Raw genomic sequence first — 15,539 nt, 5'->3', positions numbered from 1 at the left:
CTGGCCAACGCCCCGATCTCGGGCGCGTGGTTCCCGGCCCAGTTCGCCGAGCTGATGGCCAACGCCTACCCGCCGCTCTCCTGACCGACGGCTGAGTACCTGAGTACAAGGAAGGGCACCTTCTCAACGCTCCGCGTTGCAGAAGGTGCCCTTCCCCACTTTCCAAGCCGGTGTTCGCCGGTCAGCCGCCCTGTCCTGACGGCTGCGAGCCGCCCGACCAGCCACCGCCGCGGCCCGGCCGGCCGTCGCCGCTGTTCCCGCCGTCGGATCCGCTGTCGCCGGAGCCGGTGTCGCCACCACCGTCGGAGCCGTTGTCACCGCCGGAACCGTTGTCGTTCCCGCTGTCGCCGTTGTGGCCGCCGTTGTCACCGCCGTTGTCGTTGTTGTCGCCGCGGCCCGGCCGATCGTCGCCGTTGTCGTGCGAGTTGTCACCGTTGCCGTCGTGGGACTCGTCCCGCGGCTTCGCCGGCTCCGTGGGCTGCGGCTCGGGCGAGAACGCCGACGCGCGCTGCGGGGCGGGGAAGTCCTTGACCTCCAGCCCCGCCGACCCGGTGGCCAGCGTCGACCCGACGGCCCGGTACACCTTCGACAGCACCGCCGCGCCGACCGCGTCGGTGGGCGTGTCCGGGTTCGCCGCGATGGCGGCCGCGGCCAGCTGCGGGGTGTACGCGACGAACGACTCGGTCATGTTGTCCGTCGAGCTGCCCGTCTTGCCGGCCACCGCGCGCCCGCCGAGCAGGTCCGACACCGCCGTGGCGGTGCCGCCGTCGCAGCGGCCGAACGCGCCGGACTGCCCGACCGGGCAGCGTGCCGCGTCGGTGGCCGCCCATGCGATCTCCGGGCTGACCGCCGGCCCGCACGCGGGGTTCGCCACGTCGAGCTGCTTGCCGGTGCCGTCGGTGACCGTGGTGACGGGCAGCGGCGAGCAGTACACGCCGTCGGCGGCCAGGGTCGCGTACGCGTTGGCCAGGTCCAGCGGCGTGGTCAGCGAGACGCCCAGCACGAACGAGCCCCAGCCCGCGGCGTCGGTGGCCGCGTGCGAGGCGTTGTCCGGATGCCGGAATCTGATGCCCAGCCGCTGCGCCATCTCGATCGTCTTGTCCGCGCCGACCTGCTGCTCCAGCCAGACGAAGTAGGTGTTCACCGAGCGGCCGAAGCCGGTCCACATGTCCCTCTTGCCGTCCATCCAGGCCGGGTTGGCGTTGCGCGGGCACCAGTACCCGTCGCAGCTGGCCGGGCCGGTCGCCTCGGGCCAGGTGGTGGTGAGCTTGGTCGGCGCGTCGAAGCTCGTGTCCAGGGTCTTGCCGGCCTCCAGCGCGGCCAGCATGGTGAACATCTTGAAGGTCGATCCGGCCTGGTAGCCGTGGATGCCGGTGCCGCCCGCGACGAGCTGGTTCATGGTGTTGCCCGCGCCGGTCGCCGCGCTGTAGCGGCGGTTGACCGCGAGCGCCAGCACCTTGCCGGTGCCGGGCTCGACGACGGCCATCGGCAGGGCGCGCTTGTCCGCGTACCCGTACACCTTGGTCACCTGGGCCTGGGCCGCGTTCTGGAGCTTCGGGTCGAGCGTGGTGACGATGCGGTAGCCGCCCTGGCGCAGCGCCTGCTCCCGGTCTTCGGCGGTGTCGCCGAACGTGTCCTGGTCGCGCCACCAGCTGCGGAAGTAGTCGCAGAAGAAGCCCCAGCCCTGCCGGGACGCGGTGCAGTCGTTGGGGTTCGCGCCGCGCTTGACCACCGGCGTGTCGGCCTTGGCGGTCTCGGCCTGCGCGGCGGTGATGGCGCCGGTGCCGGTCATCGCGGTCAGCACGTAGTCGCGGCGGGACAGGGCGCGCTCGATGCCGCCGTTGAGCGGGCTGTCCGCCTCGGGCGACTGGAGCAGGCCGGCCAGCAGCGACGCCTCGCTCAGGGTCAGCTGCGCGGGGTCCTTGGAGAAGTAGGTGTGGGCGGCGGCGTAGATGCCGTACGCGCCGGAGCCGAAGTAGGCGATGTTCAGGTAGCGCTCGAGGATCTGCTCCTTGCTCAGCTCCTTCTCCACCGCCAGGGCGTACCGGGCCTCGCGGATCTTGCGGGCGGGGGTCTGCTCGGTGGCCTCGGCGCGCTGCTCGGTGGACAGCGACGGATCGCTCTTGAGCACGTTGCGCACGTACTGCATGGTCAGCGTCGACGCGCCCTGGGAGACACCGCCGCTGGCCCCGTTGGCGACCACGGCGCGCAGCACGCCCTTGAGGTCCACCCCGTGGTGGGAGTAGAAGCGAGCGTCCTCGGCGGCGACCACGGCCTGCGGCACGACGGGGGCGACCTCGGCCAGCGTCACGTCGCGGCGGTTCTCGTCGTAGAAGGTGGTGACGACGGTCTTGCCGTCGTTGGCGTACAGGTAGCTGGCCTGCGCCGTGGTGGGGTGCTTGAGCACCTCGGGGAGCGTGTCGTAGGCGGGCGCGGACTTCTCCACCGCCCAGTTGGCCAGCGCGGCCGCGGGCATCGCACCGGCGGCGACCACGGCTCCCGCGACCACGGCGAGCAGCGTGAGTCGGGTCATCCGGTTGAGCGGCGGCATCGCGGCACCTTCGGGGGAGGGGGCGGGGATGCTCAAGACTGCCCGGAGATCTCCGATGTGCCAGGATTTGTGGCGTGCATCTCATCTGAAATGGGCATATGTCGACCGGGTATGCGGTCTTCCTGTTCATGGGCTCGTTCGGGTGACCCGGAAAACAGAGTGGCGCTACCCGAAATATCGTTGCGATGCGTATAGTTGAACCGTCACGTAAACAGCTTCGCGCTACGTCTACCGGAGGGCAACCGACATGACCACGCTGAACACCCGCACCTGGAACGGCCTGACCATCCCCGCCGCCGGCACCTACGCCATCGACGCCGCGCACACGCGCGTCGGCTTCGTGATCCGGCACATGGTGGTGAGCAAGGTCCGCGGCTCGTTCAAGGACGTCGCCGGTGAGATCGTCGTGGCCGAGGACCCGCTGGCCTCGTCGGTCACCGCCGTGATCCAGGCGGCCAGCATCGACACCGGTGTCGCCGACCGCGACAACCACCTGCGCACCGGCGACTTCCTCGAGATCGAGAAGTACCCGGAGCTGAGCTTCCGCAGCACCGGCCTGCGGGCCGTGTCGGGCGACGAGTTCACCCTCGTCGGCGAGCTCACCATCAAGGACGTCACCAAGACGGTCGAGCTCGCGCTCGAGTTCGGCGGCGTGGCCAAGAACCCGTGGGGCCAGGAGGTCCTCGGCTTCACCGCCACCACCGAGATCGACCGCGAGGAGTTCAACGTGACCTGGAACCAGCCGCTGGAGACCGGTGGCGTCCTGCTCGGCAAGACCCTCAAGATCGAGATTGAGGGCGAGGCCACCCGCCAGGCCTGAGCCTGACGGGCTCCGCGCGGTCGCGACCTACGGTCCGTCGACGCCCCGCCCCGGTGGTGCTTGGGGGAGTGCCCCGGGAACACGCGGGAGGCGTCCGGACCGGTCGCGGCCGCGATGTGCCGGGCGTACGCGTGGCCGCGCGGCACGCCCGGCGATCGGGGAACCCGCCGCTGCCTTCCGTCTCCTCGGGGCAGGTGGGTTCCCCGGCATCCCTGCGGCAGGGGCGGTCCCGTTCGGGCCGCCCCTGCCGGCATGAGCGGGCTCGCGCGGCCGGGTGGCTGGACCGCGCCACCGTCGCAGATGCCAGGGGTAGATTCGCCCCATGACCGCATTTCGGATCGGTGAAGCGGCGGAGCTGCTGGGCGTCAGTGCGGACACGGTGCGGCGGCTGGTCGACTCGGGCCGGCTGCGGGCGCACCGCGACGAGCACGACCACCGGATGGTGGCCGGGGAGGACCTGGCGGCGTACGCCCGCACCCAGGCCGACGACCCCGACGGCCGCGCCGACCGATCCTCGGCCCGCAACCGGATGCGCGGCATCGTCACCGCCATCGTCAAGGACACCGTGATGGCCCAGGTCGACATCCAGGCCGGCCCCTACCGGGTGGTGTCGCTGATGAGCCGCGAGGCCGTCGAGGAACTCGGCCTCGACGTGGGCAGCGTCGCCGTGGCCGTCATCAAGTCCACCAACGTGGTGGTCGAGCGTGACTGACCCGCGGCCCGCCCGTCCCGTGGCCGTCCGGCGCCCCCGCCGCATGATCATCCGACGTGCCGGGCAACCGGGCGAATGGCCTGCCAAGATTCGCACACCTGCCCGGCAAGTCGAGCGATCATGAGCACGGTGCGCCCGCGTGGGGCGGGTCTCACGGTCGGCGGGTGGCCGGCGGGGCGGCCGCTGCTATCCGCGCACCTGGTCGTCGACCGGCCCGGGTTCCGTCTCGACGTCACGCTGTCGGTGTCTCCGGGCGAGGTCGTGGCGCTGCTCGGACCCAACGGCGCCGGCAAGACCACGGCACTGCGCGCGCTGGCTGGACTGCTGCCGCTGTACGCCGGGCGGCTGCGCCTGGGCGAGGAGGTCCTCGACGACCCCGCCGCGGGTGTCTTCGTGCCGCCCGAGCACCGGCGGGTCGGCGTGGTGTTCCAGGACTACCTGCTCTTCCCGCACCTGTCCGCGCTGGACAACGTCGCGTTCGGCCCGCAGGCGCGGGGAGCCTCGCGCCGCGTGGCGCGGGCCGAGGCGGCCCGCTGGCTGGAGCGCGTCGAGCTGACCGGGCTGGCCCGGCAGCGGCCCCGGCAGCTGTCGGGCGGGCAGGCCCAGCGGGTGGCCCTGGCCCGCGCCATGGCCGTCGGCCCCGACCTGCTGCTGCTGGACGAGCCGCTGGCCGCGCTGGACGCGCGTACCCGGATGGAGACCCGGGCCCGGCTGCACCACGACCTGCGGGCGCACGAGGGCGCGACACTGCTGGTCACCCACGATCCGCTGGACGCGCTGGTGCTCGCCGACCGGCTCGTCATCGTCGAGGACGGCCGGATCGTTCAGGAGGGCGACGCCGCCGCCGTCACCGCTCGCCCGCGCACCGAGTACGTTGCCCGGCTGGTCGGGCTGAACCTGTACCGCGGCCGGGCCGACGGGCACGCCGTCACGCTGCCCGGCGGGTTCACCATGGTCGCCGACGACGAGGTGCACGGCGACGCCTTCCTCGCCTTCCCGCCCTCGGCGGTGGCCCTGCACCCGCGGCAGCCCGCGGGCAGCGCGCGCAACACGTGGGCGGCGACCGTGGTCGGAGTGCTGCCGCACGGCGACCACCTGCGGGTGGAGCTGGGCGGCCCGATCCAGGCCGCCGCCGAGATCACCCCGGCGTCGGCCGCGCAGCTCGGCCTGCTGCCCGGCAGCGAGATCTGGGCCGCGGTGAAGGCCACCGAGACGCGCGCTTACCCGTACTGACCCACCGCCGAGCCGCGGTTGCGGGGAAGATCGCTGTCTGCGGTCCAAAAGTGCGGCCTGACCTCACTTCTCGTCCGCAAACAGCGATCTTCCCGAGGACCACCGTCAAGAAGGGCACCTTCCTCTACCTATGGCGATGTGAAGGTGCCCTTCCTTCGGTCAGAGACGGGCGACGTAGGTGGGGGACGGGTGGCGGGTGATGGCGGCGATCACGCCGGCGTCGCGGACGTCCTGCTCGATGCGGGTGAAGGCGTCGTCCTCGGGGGCGGTCAGGGAACGCAGGGGAGTGCGCATGGAGACCTTGGCCTCGGACTTGGCCCGGCGCACGGCCTCGATCGCGGCCGTCGCGGCGGCCAGCGGGGCCGGGTCGCCCGCCAGGGCGTCCAGGTCGGACGGGGCAGGCCAGGCGGCGGTGTGGATCGAGCCGGGCTGCCACCACGACCAGGCCTCCTCGGTCACGAACGGCAGCACGGGAGCGAGCAGCCGCAGCAGCGCCGACAGCGTGGTGCGCAGGGCGAGCCGGGCCGAGTCCGCGCCCGCCGGGCCGTGCTGGCCGTACGCGCGCAGTTTCACCAGTTCCAGGTAGTCGTCGCAGAACAGCCAGAAGAAGCGCTCCACGGCGTCCAGGGCACGGCCGGCGTCGTACCCGTCAAGCGCGGCGGTCGCCTCGGCGATCACGGGCTGCAACGCGGCCAGCAGTGCGCGGTCCAGCGGCTCGGTCACCGTCGCGGCCGGGCCGGGTTCGCCGAGGCCGAGCACGAAACGGGTCGCGTTGAGGATCTTCATGGCGAGCCGCCGGCCCACCCGCATCTGGCCGGTGTCGAAGGCCGTGTCTGCGCCCGGCCGGGCCGCGGCGGCCCAGTAGCGCACCGCGTCCGAGCCGTGCTCGGCGAGCAGGCCCAGCGGCGTCACCACGTTGCCCACCGACTTCGACATCTTCTTGCGGTCCGGGTCCAGGATCCAGCCCGCGATGGCCGCGTTGCGCCAGGGCAGCGCGTCGTGCTCGGTGTGCCCGCGCAGCACCGTGGCGAACAGCCAGGTACGGATGATCTCGTGGGACTGCGGGCGCAGGTCCATCGGGAACACCCGGGCGAACAGGTCGTCGTCGAAGCCCCAGCCGCCCGCGATCTGCGGCGTCAGCGACGAGGTGGCCCAGGTGTCCATCACGTCGGGGTCGGCCGTGAAACCACCGGGGCGGCCGCGCTGGTCCTCGGCGTACCCGGGCGGGGTGTCCGAGCTGGGGTCGACCGGCAGCGCCTGCTCGGCGGGCGTGATCGGCCTGTCGTGCTCGGGCAGGCCGTCGGCGTCCAGCGGGTACCACACCGGGATCGGCACGCCGAAGAAGCGCTGCCGGCTGATCAGCCAGTCCCCGGCCAGCCCGGCCACCCAGTGCTCGTACCGGGTGCGCATGTGCGCGGGGTGCCAGGTCAGCTCCCGGCCGCGCGCGTGCAGCCGGTCGCGCAGCGCCTCGTCGCGGCCGCCGTTGCGGATGTACCACTGCCGGGTGGACACGATCTCCAAGGGTTTGTCGCCGCGCTCGTAGAACTTCACCGGGTGCGTGATCGGCTCCGGGTCGCCGAGCAGCTCTCCGCTGTCGCGCAGCAGCGCGGTGATGCGCTCCCGTCCGGTGTGCACCGTCGCCCCGGCCAACCCGGCGTAGGCGGCCCTGCCGGCCTCGGACAGGCCGTCGGGCGCGTCGGGCAGGAAACGGCCGTCGAAGCCGAGCACGGGCCGTGTGGGCAGGTCCAGCTCGCGCCACCAGATCACGTCGGTGGTGTCGCCGAACGTGCACACCATCGCGATGCCGGTGCCCTTGGCCGGGTCGGCCAGCCGGTGCGCCAGCACCGGCACCCGCGCGCCGAACAGCGGTGAGCGCACCGTGCTCCCGAACAGCGGGCGGTAGCGCTCGTCGTCCGGGTGCGCCACCAGTGCCACGCAGGCGGGCAGCAGCTCAGGGCGCGTCGTGGCCACCGTGATCGGCCCCGCCGCGGCGTCGTCGCGGTGGAACACCAGCCTGTGGTACGCCCCCGGGCGGTTCCGGTCCTCCAGTTCGGCCTGCGCCACCGCGGTCCGGAACGTGGTGTCCCACAGTGTCGGGGCCTGCGCCGGATACGCGTCCCCCCGGTGCAGCGCGCGCAGGAAGGCCCGCTGCGACACGGCGCGGGCCCGCGTCCCGATCGTCGTGTACAGCAGCGACCAGTCCACCGACAGGCCCACCAGCCGCCACACCCGCTCGAACGCCTCCTCGTCCTGCGCGGTCAGCCGCTCGCACAGCTCGATGAAGTTGCGCCGCGACACCGGCACCTGGCTCTTGCCCGGCAACTCCTGCGGCGTGAACCCCGGGTCGTACGGCAGCGACGGGTCGCAGCGCACCCCGAAGAACTGCTGCACCCGACGTTCGGTGGGCAGCCCGTTGTCGTCCCAGCCCATCGGATAGAACACGGCCTTGCCGCGCATGCGCTGGAAACGCGCGATGACATCGGTCTGGGTGTACGAGAACACGTGCCCCAGGTGCAGTTCGCCGCTGGCGGTCGGGGGCGGGGTGTCGATGGCGAACACGCGCTCACGCGGCGCGGCACGGTCGAAGCGGTACACGCGCTCGGATTCCCAGCGCTGTGCCCACTTGTCGGGCAGACCGTCGATGGTCGGCTTGTCCGGAAGGTTCATGACCTCACCTCGGTGGGATGAGCGCCCCGAACGCGAGAGAGGTTGGGTGACCACCGCGCGCCCTGGGGCGCGGCGATCGAAGAGACTACGCGCGGCCCGAGTCGGCTACGCGTACGACGAACGACGTGAAGAGCGCGTGGGTCATGGCTCCTCCTTCGACGTCGCTCGTTTGTGCCGATGGTAACCGGTCGGCCCGATCTCTGCTGCCCCGTCCACCCCCGGCGGACAAGGCCTGGCTGTGGGGATGAGCGCGGATCGGCCGTTGTGGCGGTTGTCCACGGGTGGGGCGGTTGTTACGGTCCGTTCTCGCTGGTCGCGGCTCGGCGACCGGCCCACCCTGACAAGAAGGACACCTCTGTGACCACGACGACGGCGACCGCCAGCAAGTCCTGGCTCGTCACCCTGCTGCTCTGCTTCTTCCTCGGCGCCCTGGGCGTGCACCGCTTCTACGTCGGCAAGATCGGCACGGGCATCCTGATGCTGATCACCTTCGGCGGCCTGGGCCTGTGGGTGCTGATCGACTTCATCATGATTCTGATCGGCAAGTTCTCGGACAAGCAGGGCAACGCGCTCGCCAAGTGAGCCAACCCGCGCCCGCGTGCTGACGCGGGCGACCGGCGGCCCCTCGCGCCCGTTCGGCGCGGGGGGCCGCCGCTGTATCCTGATTCTCTTGTGACCACCTCTGACCTGGCCGGCGCCCTCGAAGGCACGCTCGACGACGGCCGCCACATGACGCGCATCACCACGTTCTACCCCCGCCGCGGGCGGGTGAGCGGACGGCACGAAGACGCGCTGACCAGGCTGTGGCCCACCTACGGCGTCGACATCGCCGCGCCGTACCCCCCGCTGGACACCGCGGCCCTGTTCGGCCGTGACGCGCCGCTGGTGCTGGAGATCGGCTCCGGGATGGGCGACGCCACCGTCGCCATGGCCGCGGCCGACCCGGGCCGCGACTACCTGGCCGTCGAGGTGTTCCCGCCCGGCCTGGGCAACCTGCTGGCCGTCGTCGAGGAGCGCGGGCTGCCCAACGTGCGGGTCGCCCAGGGCGACGCGCTGCACCTGCTGCGGCACATGATCGCTCCGGACAGCCTGGCCGCCGTGCACGTCTACTTCCCTGACCCGTGGCCCAAGGCGCGCCACCACAAGCGGCGGCTGATCCAGCCGGACAACGTGGCGCTGCTGCGCTCGCGACTGGCCGTCGGCGGGGTGCTGCACTGCGCCACCGACTGGGCCGACTACGCCGAGCAGATGGCCGAGGTCCTGGACGCCGCCGACGGCCTGGCCAACCTGCACGACGGCTTCGCTCCCCGCCCCGCCCACCGCCCCGTCACCAAGTTCGAGCAGCGGGGCATAGCCGCCGGCCGCCAGATCTTCGACCTCCTCTACATCCGCACCCCCTGACCACCTGTTCAGGTGTGGAGGTAAGTTTCGTCGTCTAGTTGTTACTTGTAGATTCTCGACGGGATCGATATATCTTCATTAATGTGTGGCCACCAGACTCCTCTTACCCCGGAGGCCTTCATGGTGGCTACCGCCACACCCCTGTTGCGCCGGGCGGCGGCGTTCGCGGGCGGCGTCGCGCTGACCCTCGGTGCGCTGCTGTCCGTGCCCACCGCCGCGCAGGCGAGCACCGACTACGGTCCGGCGGCCTGGGTGCCCGCGAGCACCAGCAACTACACCAACGCCAGCCGCGAATCCGACTACAACATCAACTACGTGGTCATCCACACGATCCAGGGTTCGTACACCAGCGCCATCAACTGGTTCCAGAACCCGTCCGCGCAGGTCAGCGCCCACTATGTGGTGTCCAAGGGCGGTGCGGTCACCCAGATGGTGCGCGAGGCCGACGTCGCCTGGCACGCGGGCAACTGGACCTACAACACGCAGTCCATCGGCATCGAGCACGAGGGCTACGTGGAGCAGGACGGCTGGTACACCGAGGCCATGTACCAGGCGTCGGCAGCCATCGTGCGCAGCGTGACCAGCAAGTACGGCATCCCGCGGGACCGGGCCCACATCATCGGCCACAACGAGGTCCCCGGCGCGACCCACACCGACCCGGGTTCGCGCTGGAACTGGTCGTACTTCATGTCGCTGGTCAACGGCACGACGCCCCCGCCGTCGTGGACGTCGACCGTGGACAACACGACCGCGGGCCGGTTCACCGCCTCGGCCAACTGGGGCACCTCGACGTACTCGTCCCAGCGCTACGGTGCGGACTACCGGTTCGCCAACCCGGAGGCCGTCTCCGACGCCGCCTGGTACAAGTTCAACATCCCGGCGACGGCGAGCTACCGGGTCGAGGTCTGGTATCCGGCCAACGCCGGCTACAACGCGACCACGCCGTACGTCATCGCCACCACCGGCGGCAACGTGTCGGTGCACGTCAACCAGCAGGGCAGTGGCGGCGTCTGGGTGAACCTGGGCACCTTCAGCCTCGCCGGGGGCGACTACAACGCCGTCGGTGTGAGCCGGTGGAGCGGCGGAGCCGGGTACGTCATCGCCGACGCGGTGAAGCTCACCCGCGTCTGATCCACACCGCCGACCGCAGCCGTGCCCGTGCCGCCCAGGCGGCACGGGCACGGCTGCGGCGCGTCCGCACCCGTTGCGCGGATGCGGATCATCGTGCGGCCTGCTAGGCTCCTGCGCATGTACATCTGAGCGTGATCCCACGCCCGCGTCGGTGATCCCGGCGCCGCGAGCGTGCCGCGCCGGCCCACGGGCCCGCGCCGTCTGATCCGTCTTTCCCCACGCCCCTGCCCGTTCCGGCAGCCGTCGGCGTGCCCGCATCCGTAGGAGACATTCATGCGTGAAGATCACAGCTCGGAGAACCCCGCCGCGGACGAGACCGCGGAAGAGGTCGAGCAGCAGCCCATGAACCGCGCCGAGCGCCGCGCCAAGGGCAAGAAGTCCCAGCAGCAGGCGTTCGGCAAGCAGGCGGTGACGCCCAAGTCGAGCCAGGGCCACGGTCCTCGGCTGTGGGCCAACCGCCGCGCCGGCTGACCAGCAGCTCCACGATCCGCCGATCCCGGCCGCACCAGCGCGCCGGGGTCGGCGGATCTTCTTTGTCGGTGCCCCTGAATACACTCCCGCGGCATGACGATGCAGACCATTGTGGACCGTGTCGCCGAGGCGGGTGGCGGATGTCCGGCCTGGTGACGTACACCGAACTGCTCGACCGGGTGGAGCGCCTGGCCGCCGGCGGCGAGTTCGACGAGGCCGCCTCGGCGCTGGTGGCGCTGCGGCGTTCCGGCGGCGCGGCGGGCGTCGACGGGATGCGGCCGCTGCTGGACCTGGCGGCAGGGCTGCCCCCGGCACAGCTCACGGCACTGCTGCAGGCGCTGCTGCGGCACCGGCGCGACGATCGCGGCTGGCACGTCGACAGCGTGATCGGGGCGCTGTGCCCGCTGCTGCCCGGCGAGCTGCCCCCGGAGCTGGTCGCCGAACTGCTGACCTTCGCCGAGGACAGCTCCTACGACATACCGGTGATGACCCTGGCCAAACTGGTCGCGCTGCACCTGCGGCACGCCCCGCTGCCGCCCGCGGTGCTGGCCACCATGGAGCGCCGCAAGCGGGAGAGCCTGTGGCTGCGGGAGCTGGCGGCCACGGCGGCGGCCCGCTCGGCGCGGTGACCGCTGCTCGTGGCAGTGATCAGGGGCGGGCCGCGGGGGACCGCCCCCGATCGGTGCACACCGGGGGCGCCATCACGGTCTGGTCGGCGCTGTACGCCAGCGTGACCGTGACGCAGTAGTCCCGGCTCGGGTCGAAGCCGGGCAGGGTGACCGTCTCCGTCCCGGCGGGCAGCGACTGCAGCGCGCGCATCGGCTGCCCGGCGGGCGCGGCCGACAGCACCACCGCCGCGGTCGCCCCGTCGGGGTAGGACCAGGTGATGCGCAGCCGCGTGCCCAGGTCGGCGACGGCCAGCCCGGTCACCGGAGGTGGCGCGGACGGGGCCGGGCCGCTCGGGGTGGCGGCGGGCGACGGCGCGGCCTCGCCCGCGTCCGGGCCGCCGGCCAGGATGAACGTGCCCACCAGCGCCACGATCGCGACGACCGCGGCGACCACGGCCAGCGCCGCGGCGCCGCCGCCCAGCCGACGCCGCGGCGGCGGTGTGACGCGCCGCGGCACCAGCAGCCCAGGCGGCGGCGTCGTGGCGATCGGGTACGCCGGGTCCACGGGCACATACGGCCTGCCCTGCCCGGGATACCGCGCGGCGATCGTCTGTCCCGCGTCGGCATCCGCCGGATGCGCCAGGCGATCATGGTCTGAGCGTCCGGACCGGCCCGCGGCCGCAGCCCCGAGGCCTCGCGGACCGGCCTGTCGCGCAGGGTTGCCGAAGCCGCTCTGGCCGGGGTCCCGCGCTGGACTGTCGAAGCCCAGCAGGTCGTCGAGACCGGTGTCGGCGTCGTCCGTGCGGTGCGGCGGCGCGCCCGGCGATCCGGAGCGCCGGACCCGGGCCTGCCGGGCCGGGTCGTCGAACCGCTCGAAGATCTCGTCGTCGGGCCACTCGTCCGGCTCGGCCGCCCGCGGCGCGGGCTGGTGGGGGCCCGGGATCAGGTCCTCGGCCTGCGGGATCAGCACCGGCAGCACGCCCGGCCCCGGATCATGGGCGCGTCCGGCCTCGTCCTCGGACGGCGCGGCGCCGCAGCGGTGCTCGCTCTGCGCGCGGGCGTGCAGCGCGGCCTGCAGCAGCCGGTGCACGTCGTCGTCGGCGGGCAATGCCGCGGCCTGTGCGCGGACCCCGGCCAGCAGGTCGTGGGCCTGGTCGAAGTCGCCGCAGTCGCGCCACATGCCCGCCAGCCGGATGGTCATGCGCAGGTTGACGGGGTGCCCGGGGCCGTGCCGGGACACGTGTGCGGCGAGCACCTCGGCCAGCTGCCTGCGGCCGTCGGCGCAGCTGCCGCGGGCGTGCTCCACGACCGCCGCGTCGGCTCGCGCGGACAGGGTGCGGTCGGCGTCCGGCCCGTCGGCGGTCGACAGGTCGCGGATCAGGTTCTGGTAGAGGTCCGCGGCGCGGTCCAGGGCACCGGTGCGGTGCAGGCACACGGCCAGCACACCGAGCGCGTGCAGGGTGCGCCGGTCCAGGTCGCCGTGCAGGGCCTGGGCGGCGGCGTGGGCGTACGCCGCCCAGCTGCGGGCCGCGTGCGGCTCGCCCAGGTGCAGCAGCACGCCCGCGTACAGCGCGGCGGTGTCCGCCTCGGCGGCGTCGGCGTGCCGCGGATCCTGGTGGGCGAGCGCGAGCTGGTCGCGCAGCAGTTGCTGGGCAGCCGGGAAGTCGAGCCGGCTCACCAGCTCGCGGGCACGCGCCAGCCGTCCCCCCTCAGGCATGGGACTCATCGTGCCCGCTTCCGCACGATCTGTGAAGCCCCGAAGGTCAACACTCCACCCCGGACGGTCCCCGGCGGCCGCCGTACCCCAAGGTCACCCGACTTGCCTGGCACCTGTGCGTATCTTGGGCCCGCATTCGCCCGTGTGCCGGGCAAGTCGAACGATCATGGTGCACATGACGCCCGGCCTGACCCGGCGGTCGTCGCGCGAAGCGGGTGCGGCAGAGCGAGGCGGCGCGCGGGCGCGCGCGGGGTTAGGGTGTGCCACCGCGTTGCGGGCCGACGGTGGAAGAGGTGTGCGGGATGGGGCGGGACGTCGCAGGTCTGACGGTGGCGGTGACCGGGGCGGCCCGGGGGATCGGTGCGGCGATCGCCGCCCGGCTGGCCGGGGCCGGAGCGAACGTCGTGCTAGGTGACCGGGACCAGGCCGCGCTGACGCGGGCCGCAGCAGAGCTGCCCGGCACGGTGGCGGTGGAGCTGGACGTCACCGATCAGGGGAGCGTGCACGCGTTCCTGGACCGGGCCGAGGAGGCGTTCGGGCCGGTGGACGTGCTGGTGAACAACGCGGGCGTGATGTGGGTCGGGCCGTACGCGCAGGAGCCCGAGCAGGCGGCCCGGCGGCAGTTCGAGGTGAACGTGCACGGCGTGCGGCACGGGTTCCTGGCTGCCGCGCCGCGCATGCGGGCCCGCGGCCGGGGCCAGATCGTCACCATCGCCTCGGCGGCGAGCCGGATCAGCCCACCCGGCGAGGCCACCTACGCCGCCACCAAACACGCGGTGTACGGCTACGCGGCCGCCGTCCGCCACGAGCTGCGCGGCACGGGTGTACAGGTCAGCCTGGTGATGCCGGCGGTCGTGGAGACCGAACTGGCCCTCGGGACCAGCCACGGCGGCGTGCCGCGGCTGCGTCCGGAGACGGTCGCCGCGGCCGTGGAGCGGGTGATCCGCCGTCCCCGGTTCGAGGTGTTCGTGCCCGGCCGGCTGGACCCGCTGACCCGGCTGCTGGCGCTGCTGCCGCAGTCCGGCCGGGACCTGGCCTACCGGCTGCTGGTCCCGGACCAGGTGGTGCTCGGGGATGGCGCGGCACGGGCGGCGTACCAGCGGGACGCAGGACTGTCCGAAGCGGACGGCCAATAGGGAATCCGGGTCTTGTGACCTAGGCCACACGGACATTACCCTTCGGTAACCGCGTGCCCGCGCGGTGGTTCGTGCCCCCTTATCCGCGTTTTCCGTACCCCCGGAAGGCAGGCTCCCATGCGTCTCGCGCGTCCGTCCCTCGCGCTCGCCGCTGCCCTGGCCGCGGTGCTCCTGTCGGCGAACCCGGCAGCCGCCGCGACCGGCCCCATCCCCAACTCGATGGCCAGCATGGGTGACTCGATCACCCGAGGCTTCAACGCCTGCGGCTGGTACTCCGACTGCACCGCCCGCTCGTTCAGCACCGGCAGCTACGCCTCGGTGAACAGCCAGTACCGGCGCATCCTGGCCAAGAACAGCGCCATAAACGGCCGCAACTACAACGACGCGAAGAGCGGCGCGAAGGCCGCTGACATGCCCGGCCAGGCGAACACCGTGGCGGGCCGCAACGTCGACTACGTGACCATCCTGATCGGCGCGAACGACGCCTGCACCGGGTCGGAGTCGAGCATGACCTCGGTGGCCTCGTTCCGGGCCTCCATCGACACCGCGCTGAACACCCTCAAGACCCGGCTGCCCAACGCTCGGGTCGCGCTGATCTCGATTCCGGACGTCAAGCGGCTGTGGGAGGTCGGCAAGGGCTCGTCGTCGGCCCGCAGCGCCTGGTCGCTGTTCGGCATCTGCCAGTCCCTGCTGGCCAACCCGACCTCGACGGCGCAGGCCGATGTGGACCGCCGCGACCGGGTGCGCCAGCGCGTGATCGACTTCAACGCCCAGCTCGCGCAGGCCTGCGCGGCCTACGGGGCCAACTGCGACTTCGACGACAACGCGGTGTTCAGCTACCCGTTCGCGCTGTCGCAGGTGAGCACATGGGACTACTTCCACCCGAACACGGCCGGGCAGACGGTGCTGGCCCAGATCTCGTACGCCGCCGGTGACAACTGGTGAGCTACGCCTGACCGGGGGCGCCCCGCGGGGTGGGGCGCCCCTTTCCGTGCCAGAATCGACAACACTCTTTACTGTTAATCGTCTTTAAATTAGTGTGGCATTCAAGCTCATGAGCGTATGACCGTCCCACAGCTCGCCGTCGGGCGA

General features: G+C 72.4%; 13 protein-coding genes. 10 read left to right on the top strand and 3 right to left on the bottom strand.

Annotation, left to right across the window (positions count from 1 at the left end; genetic code table 11):
• Positions 1-181 precede the first annotated feature (181 nt).
• Entirely contained in the window at positions 182-2,551 is a 2,370-nt protein-coding gene (locus tag AB0B35_RS34120; RefSeq protein WP_361053568.1) for a transglycosylase domain-containing protein, read from the bottom strand.
• A gap of 247 nt (positions 2,552-2,798) precedes the next feature.
• On the opposite strand from AB0B35_RS34120, the gene AB0B35_RS34115 reads away from it, so the two are divergent.
• The 3 genes from AB0B35_RS34115 (at position 2,799) to AB0B35_RS34105 (ending at position 5,316) form a co-directional block, all read left to right on the top strand.
• Complete coding sequence (locus tag AB0B35_RS34115; protein ID WP_361053565.1) at positions 2,799-3,371, top strand: YceI family protein; 573 nt, start codon at positions 2,799-2,801, stop codon at positions 3,369-3,371.
• Between the two features lie 322 nt (positions 3,372-3,693).
• Positions 3,694-4,083 (top strand): helix-turn-helix domain-containing protein, encoded by a 390-nt coding sequence (locus AB0B35_RS34110; RefSeq protein ID WP_360541014.1) that lies wholly within the window; start codon positions 3,694-3,696, stop codon positions 4,081-4,083.
• 120 nt (positions 4,084-4,203) lie between these two features.
• Entirely contained in the window at positions 4,204-5,316 is a 1,113-nt protein-coding gene (locus AB0B35_RS34105) for an ABC transporter ATP-binding protein (RefSeq protein ID WP_361053562.1), read from the top strand.
• Between the two features lie 159 nt (positions 5,317-5,475).
• On the opposite strand, the gene valS is transcribed toward AB0B35_RS34105, so the two are convergent.
• Positions 5,476-7,983: a valine--tRNA ligase gene (gene valS, locus AB0B35_RS34100; protein WP_361053560.1), complete on the bottom strand. Its 2,508-nt coding sequence runs from the start codon at positions 7,981-7,983 to the stop codon at positions 5,476-5,478.
• A 357-nt stretch (positions 7,984-8,340) separates the two neighbouring features.
• On the opposite strand from valS, the gene AB0B35_RS34095 reads away from it, so the two are divergent.
• The 5 genes from AB0B35_RS34095 to AB0B35_RS34075 all read left to right on the top strand — a co-directional run bounded on the left by AB0B35_RS34095 (position 8,341) and on the right by AB0B35_RS34075 (position 11,615).
• A complete protein-coding gene (locus AB0B35_RS34095; protein WP_360541020.1) occupies positions 8,341-8,565 on the top strand; it encodes a TM2 domain-containing protein in 225 nt (74 codons plus the stop codon).
• Positions 8,566-8,712: 147 nt separating this feature from the next.
• Positions 8,713-9,384 carry a tRNA (guanosine(46)-N7)-methyltransferase TrmB gene (gene trmB, locus AB0B35_RS34090; RefSeq protein WP_361053581.1) on the top strand — a complete coding sequence of 224 codons (672 nt, stop codon included), beginning with the start codon at positions 8,713-8,715 and terminating at the stop codon, positions 9,382-9,384.
• Between the two features lie 120 nt (positions 9,385-9,504).
• Entirely contained in the window at positions 9,505-10,515 is a 1,011-nt protein-coding gene (locus AB0B35_RS34085) for an N-acetylmuramoyl-L-alanine amidase (RefSeq protein WP_361053556.1), read from the top strand.
• Positions 10,516-10,788: 273 nt separating this feature from the next.
• Positions 10,789-10,986: a hypothetical protein gene (locus AB0B35_RS34080; protein WP_361053554.1), complete on the top strand. Its 198-nt coding sequence runs from the start codon at positions 10,789-10,791 to the stop codon at positions 10,984-10,986.
• A gap of 140 nt (positions 10,987-11,126) precedes the next feature.
• Positions 11,127-11,615, top strand: coding sequence for a hypothetical protein (locus AB0B35_RS34075; RefSeq protein WP_361053551.1), 489 nt, complete (start codon positions 11,127-11,129; stop codon positions 11,613-11,615).
• Positions 11,616-11,634: 19 nt separating this feature from the next.
• Here AB0B35_RS34075 and AB0B35_RS34070 read toward each other — a convergent pair whose 3' ends face one another.
• Entirely contained in the window at positions 11,635-13,311 is a 1,677-nt protein-coding gene (locus tag AB0B35_RS34070; RefSeq protein WP_361053548.1) for a hypothetical protein, read from the bottom strand.
• A gap of 302 nt (positions 13,312-13,613) precedes the next feature.
• On the opposite strand from AB0B35_RS34070, the gene AB0B35_RS34065 reads away from it, so the two are divergent.
• The gene (locus AB0B35_RS34065) at positions 13,614-14,447 is read left to right on the top strand and encodes an SDR family NAD(P)-dependent oxidoreductase (RefSeq protein WP_361053546.1); all 834 of its coding nucleotides are present in this window, start codon (positions 13,614-13,616) and stop codon (positions 14,445-14,447) included.
• A gap of 117 nt (positions 14,448-14,564) precedes the next feature.
• The gene (locus tag AB0B35_RS34060; protein ID WP_361053543.1) at positions 14,565-15,392 is read left to right on the top strand and encodes a GDSL-type esterase/lipase family protein; all 828 of its coding nucleotides are present in this window, start codon (positions 14,565-14,567) and stop codon (positions 15,390-15,392) included.
• Positions 15,393-15,539 lie beyond the last annotated feature (147 nt).

It is taken from the genome of Catellatospora sp. NPDC049133, from assembly GCF_040648455.1.
GTDB lineage: Bacteria > Actinomycetota > Actinomycetes > Mycobacteriales > Micromonosporaceae > Catellatospora > Catellatospora aurea.
This window is presented reverse-complemented; position numbering and strand designations above follow the sequence as displayed.

What these genes read in the sequence shown, in the direction of transcription:
- trmB (WP_361053581.1), top strand. Translation starts at nt 8,713, where the DNA reads ATGACGCGCATCACCACGTTCTACCCCCGCCGCGGGCGGGTGAGCGGA.
- AB0B35_RS34080 (WP_361053554.1), top strand. Translation starts at nt 10,789, where the DNA reads ATGCGTGAAGATCACAGCTCGGAGAACCCCGCCGCGGACGAGACCGCG.
- AB0B35_RS34075 (WP_361053551.1), top strand. Translation starts at nt 11,127, where the DNA reads ATGTCCGGCCTGGTGACGTACACCGAACTGCTCGACCGGGTGGAGCGC.
- AB0B35_RS34065 (WP_361053546.1), top strand. Translation starts at nt 13,614, where the DNA reads ATGGGGCGGGACGTCGCAGGTCTGACGGTGGCGGTGACCGGGGCGGCC.
- AB0B35_RS34060 (WP_361053543.1), top strand. Translation starts at nt 14,565, where the DNA reads ATGCGTCTCGCGCGTCCGTCCCTCGCGCTCGCCGCTGCCCTGGCCGCG.
- AB0B35_RS34120 (WP_361053568.1), bottom strand. Translation starts at nt 2,551, where the DNA reads ATGCCGCCGCTCAACCGGATGACCCGACTCACGCTGCTCGCCGTGGTC.
- AB0B35_RS34110 (WP_360541014.1), top strand. Translation starts at nt 3,694, where the DNA reads ATGACCGCATTTCGGATCGGTGAAGCGGCGGAGCTGCTGGGCGTCAGT.
- valS (WP_361053560.1), bottom strand. Translation starts at nt 7,983, where the DNA reads ATGAACCTTCCGGACAAGCCGACCATCGACGGTCTGCCCGACAAGTGG.
- AB0B35_RS34070 (WP_361053548.1), bottom strand. Translation starts at nt 13,311, where the DNA reads ATGCCTGAGGGGGGACGGCTGGCGCGTGCCCGCGAGCTGGTGAGCCGG.
- AB0B35_RS34105 (WP_361053562.1), top strand. Translation starts at nt 4,204, where the DNA reads ATGAGCACGGTGCGCCCGCGTGGGGCGGGTCTCACGGTCGGCGGGTGG.
- AB0B35_RS34085 (WP_361053556.1), top strand. Translation starts at nt 9,505, where the DNA reads ATGGTGGCTACCGCCACACCCCTGTTGCGCCGGGCGGCGGCGTTCGCG.
- AB0B35_RS34115 (WP_361053565.1), top strand. Translation starts at nt 2,799, where the DNA reads ATGACCACGCTGAACACCCGCACCTGGAACGGCCTGACCATCCCCGCC.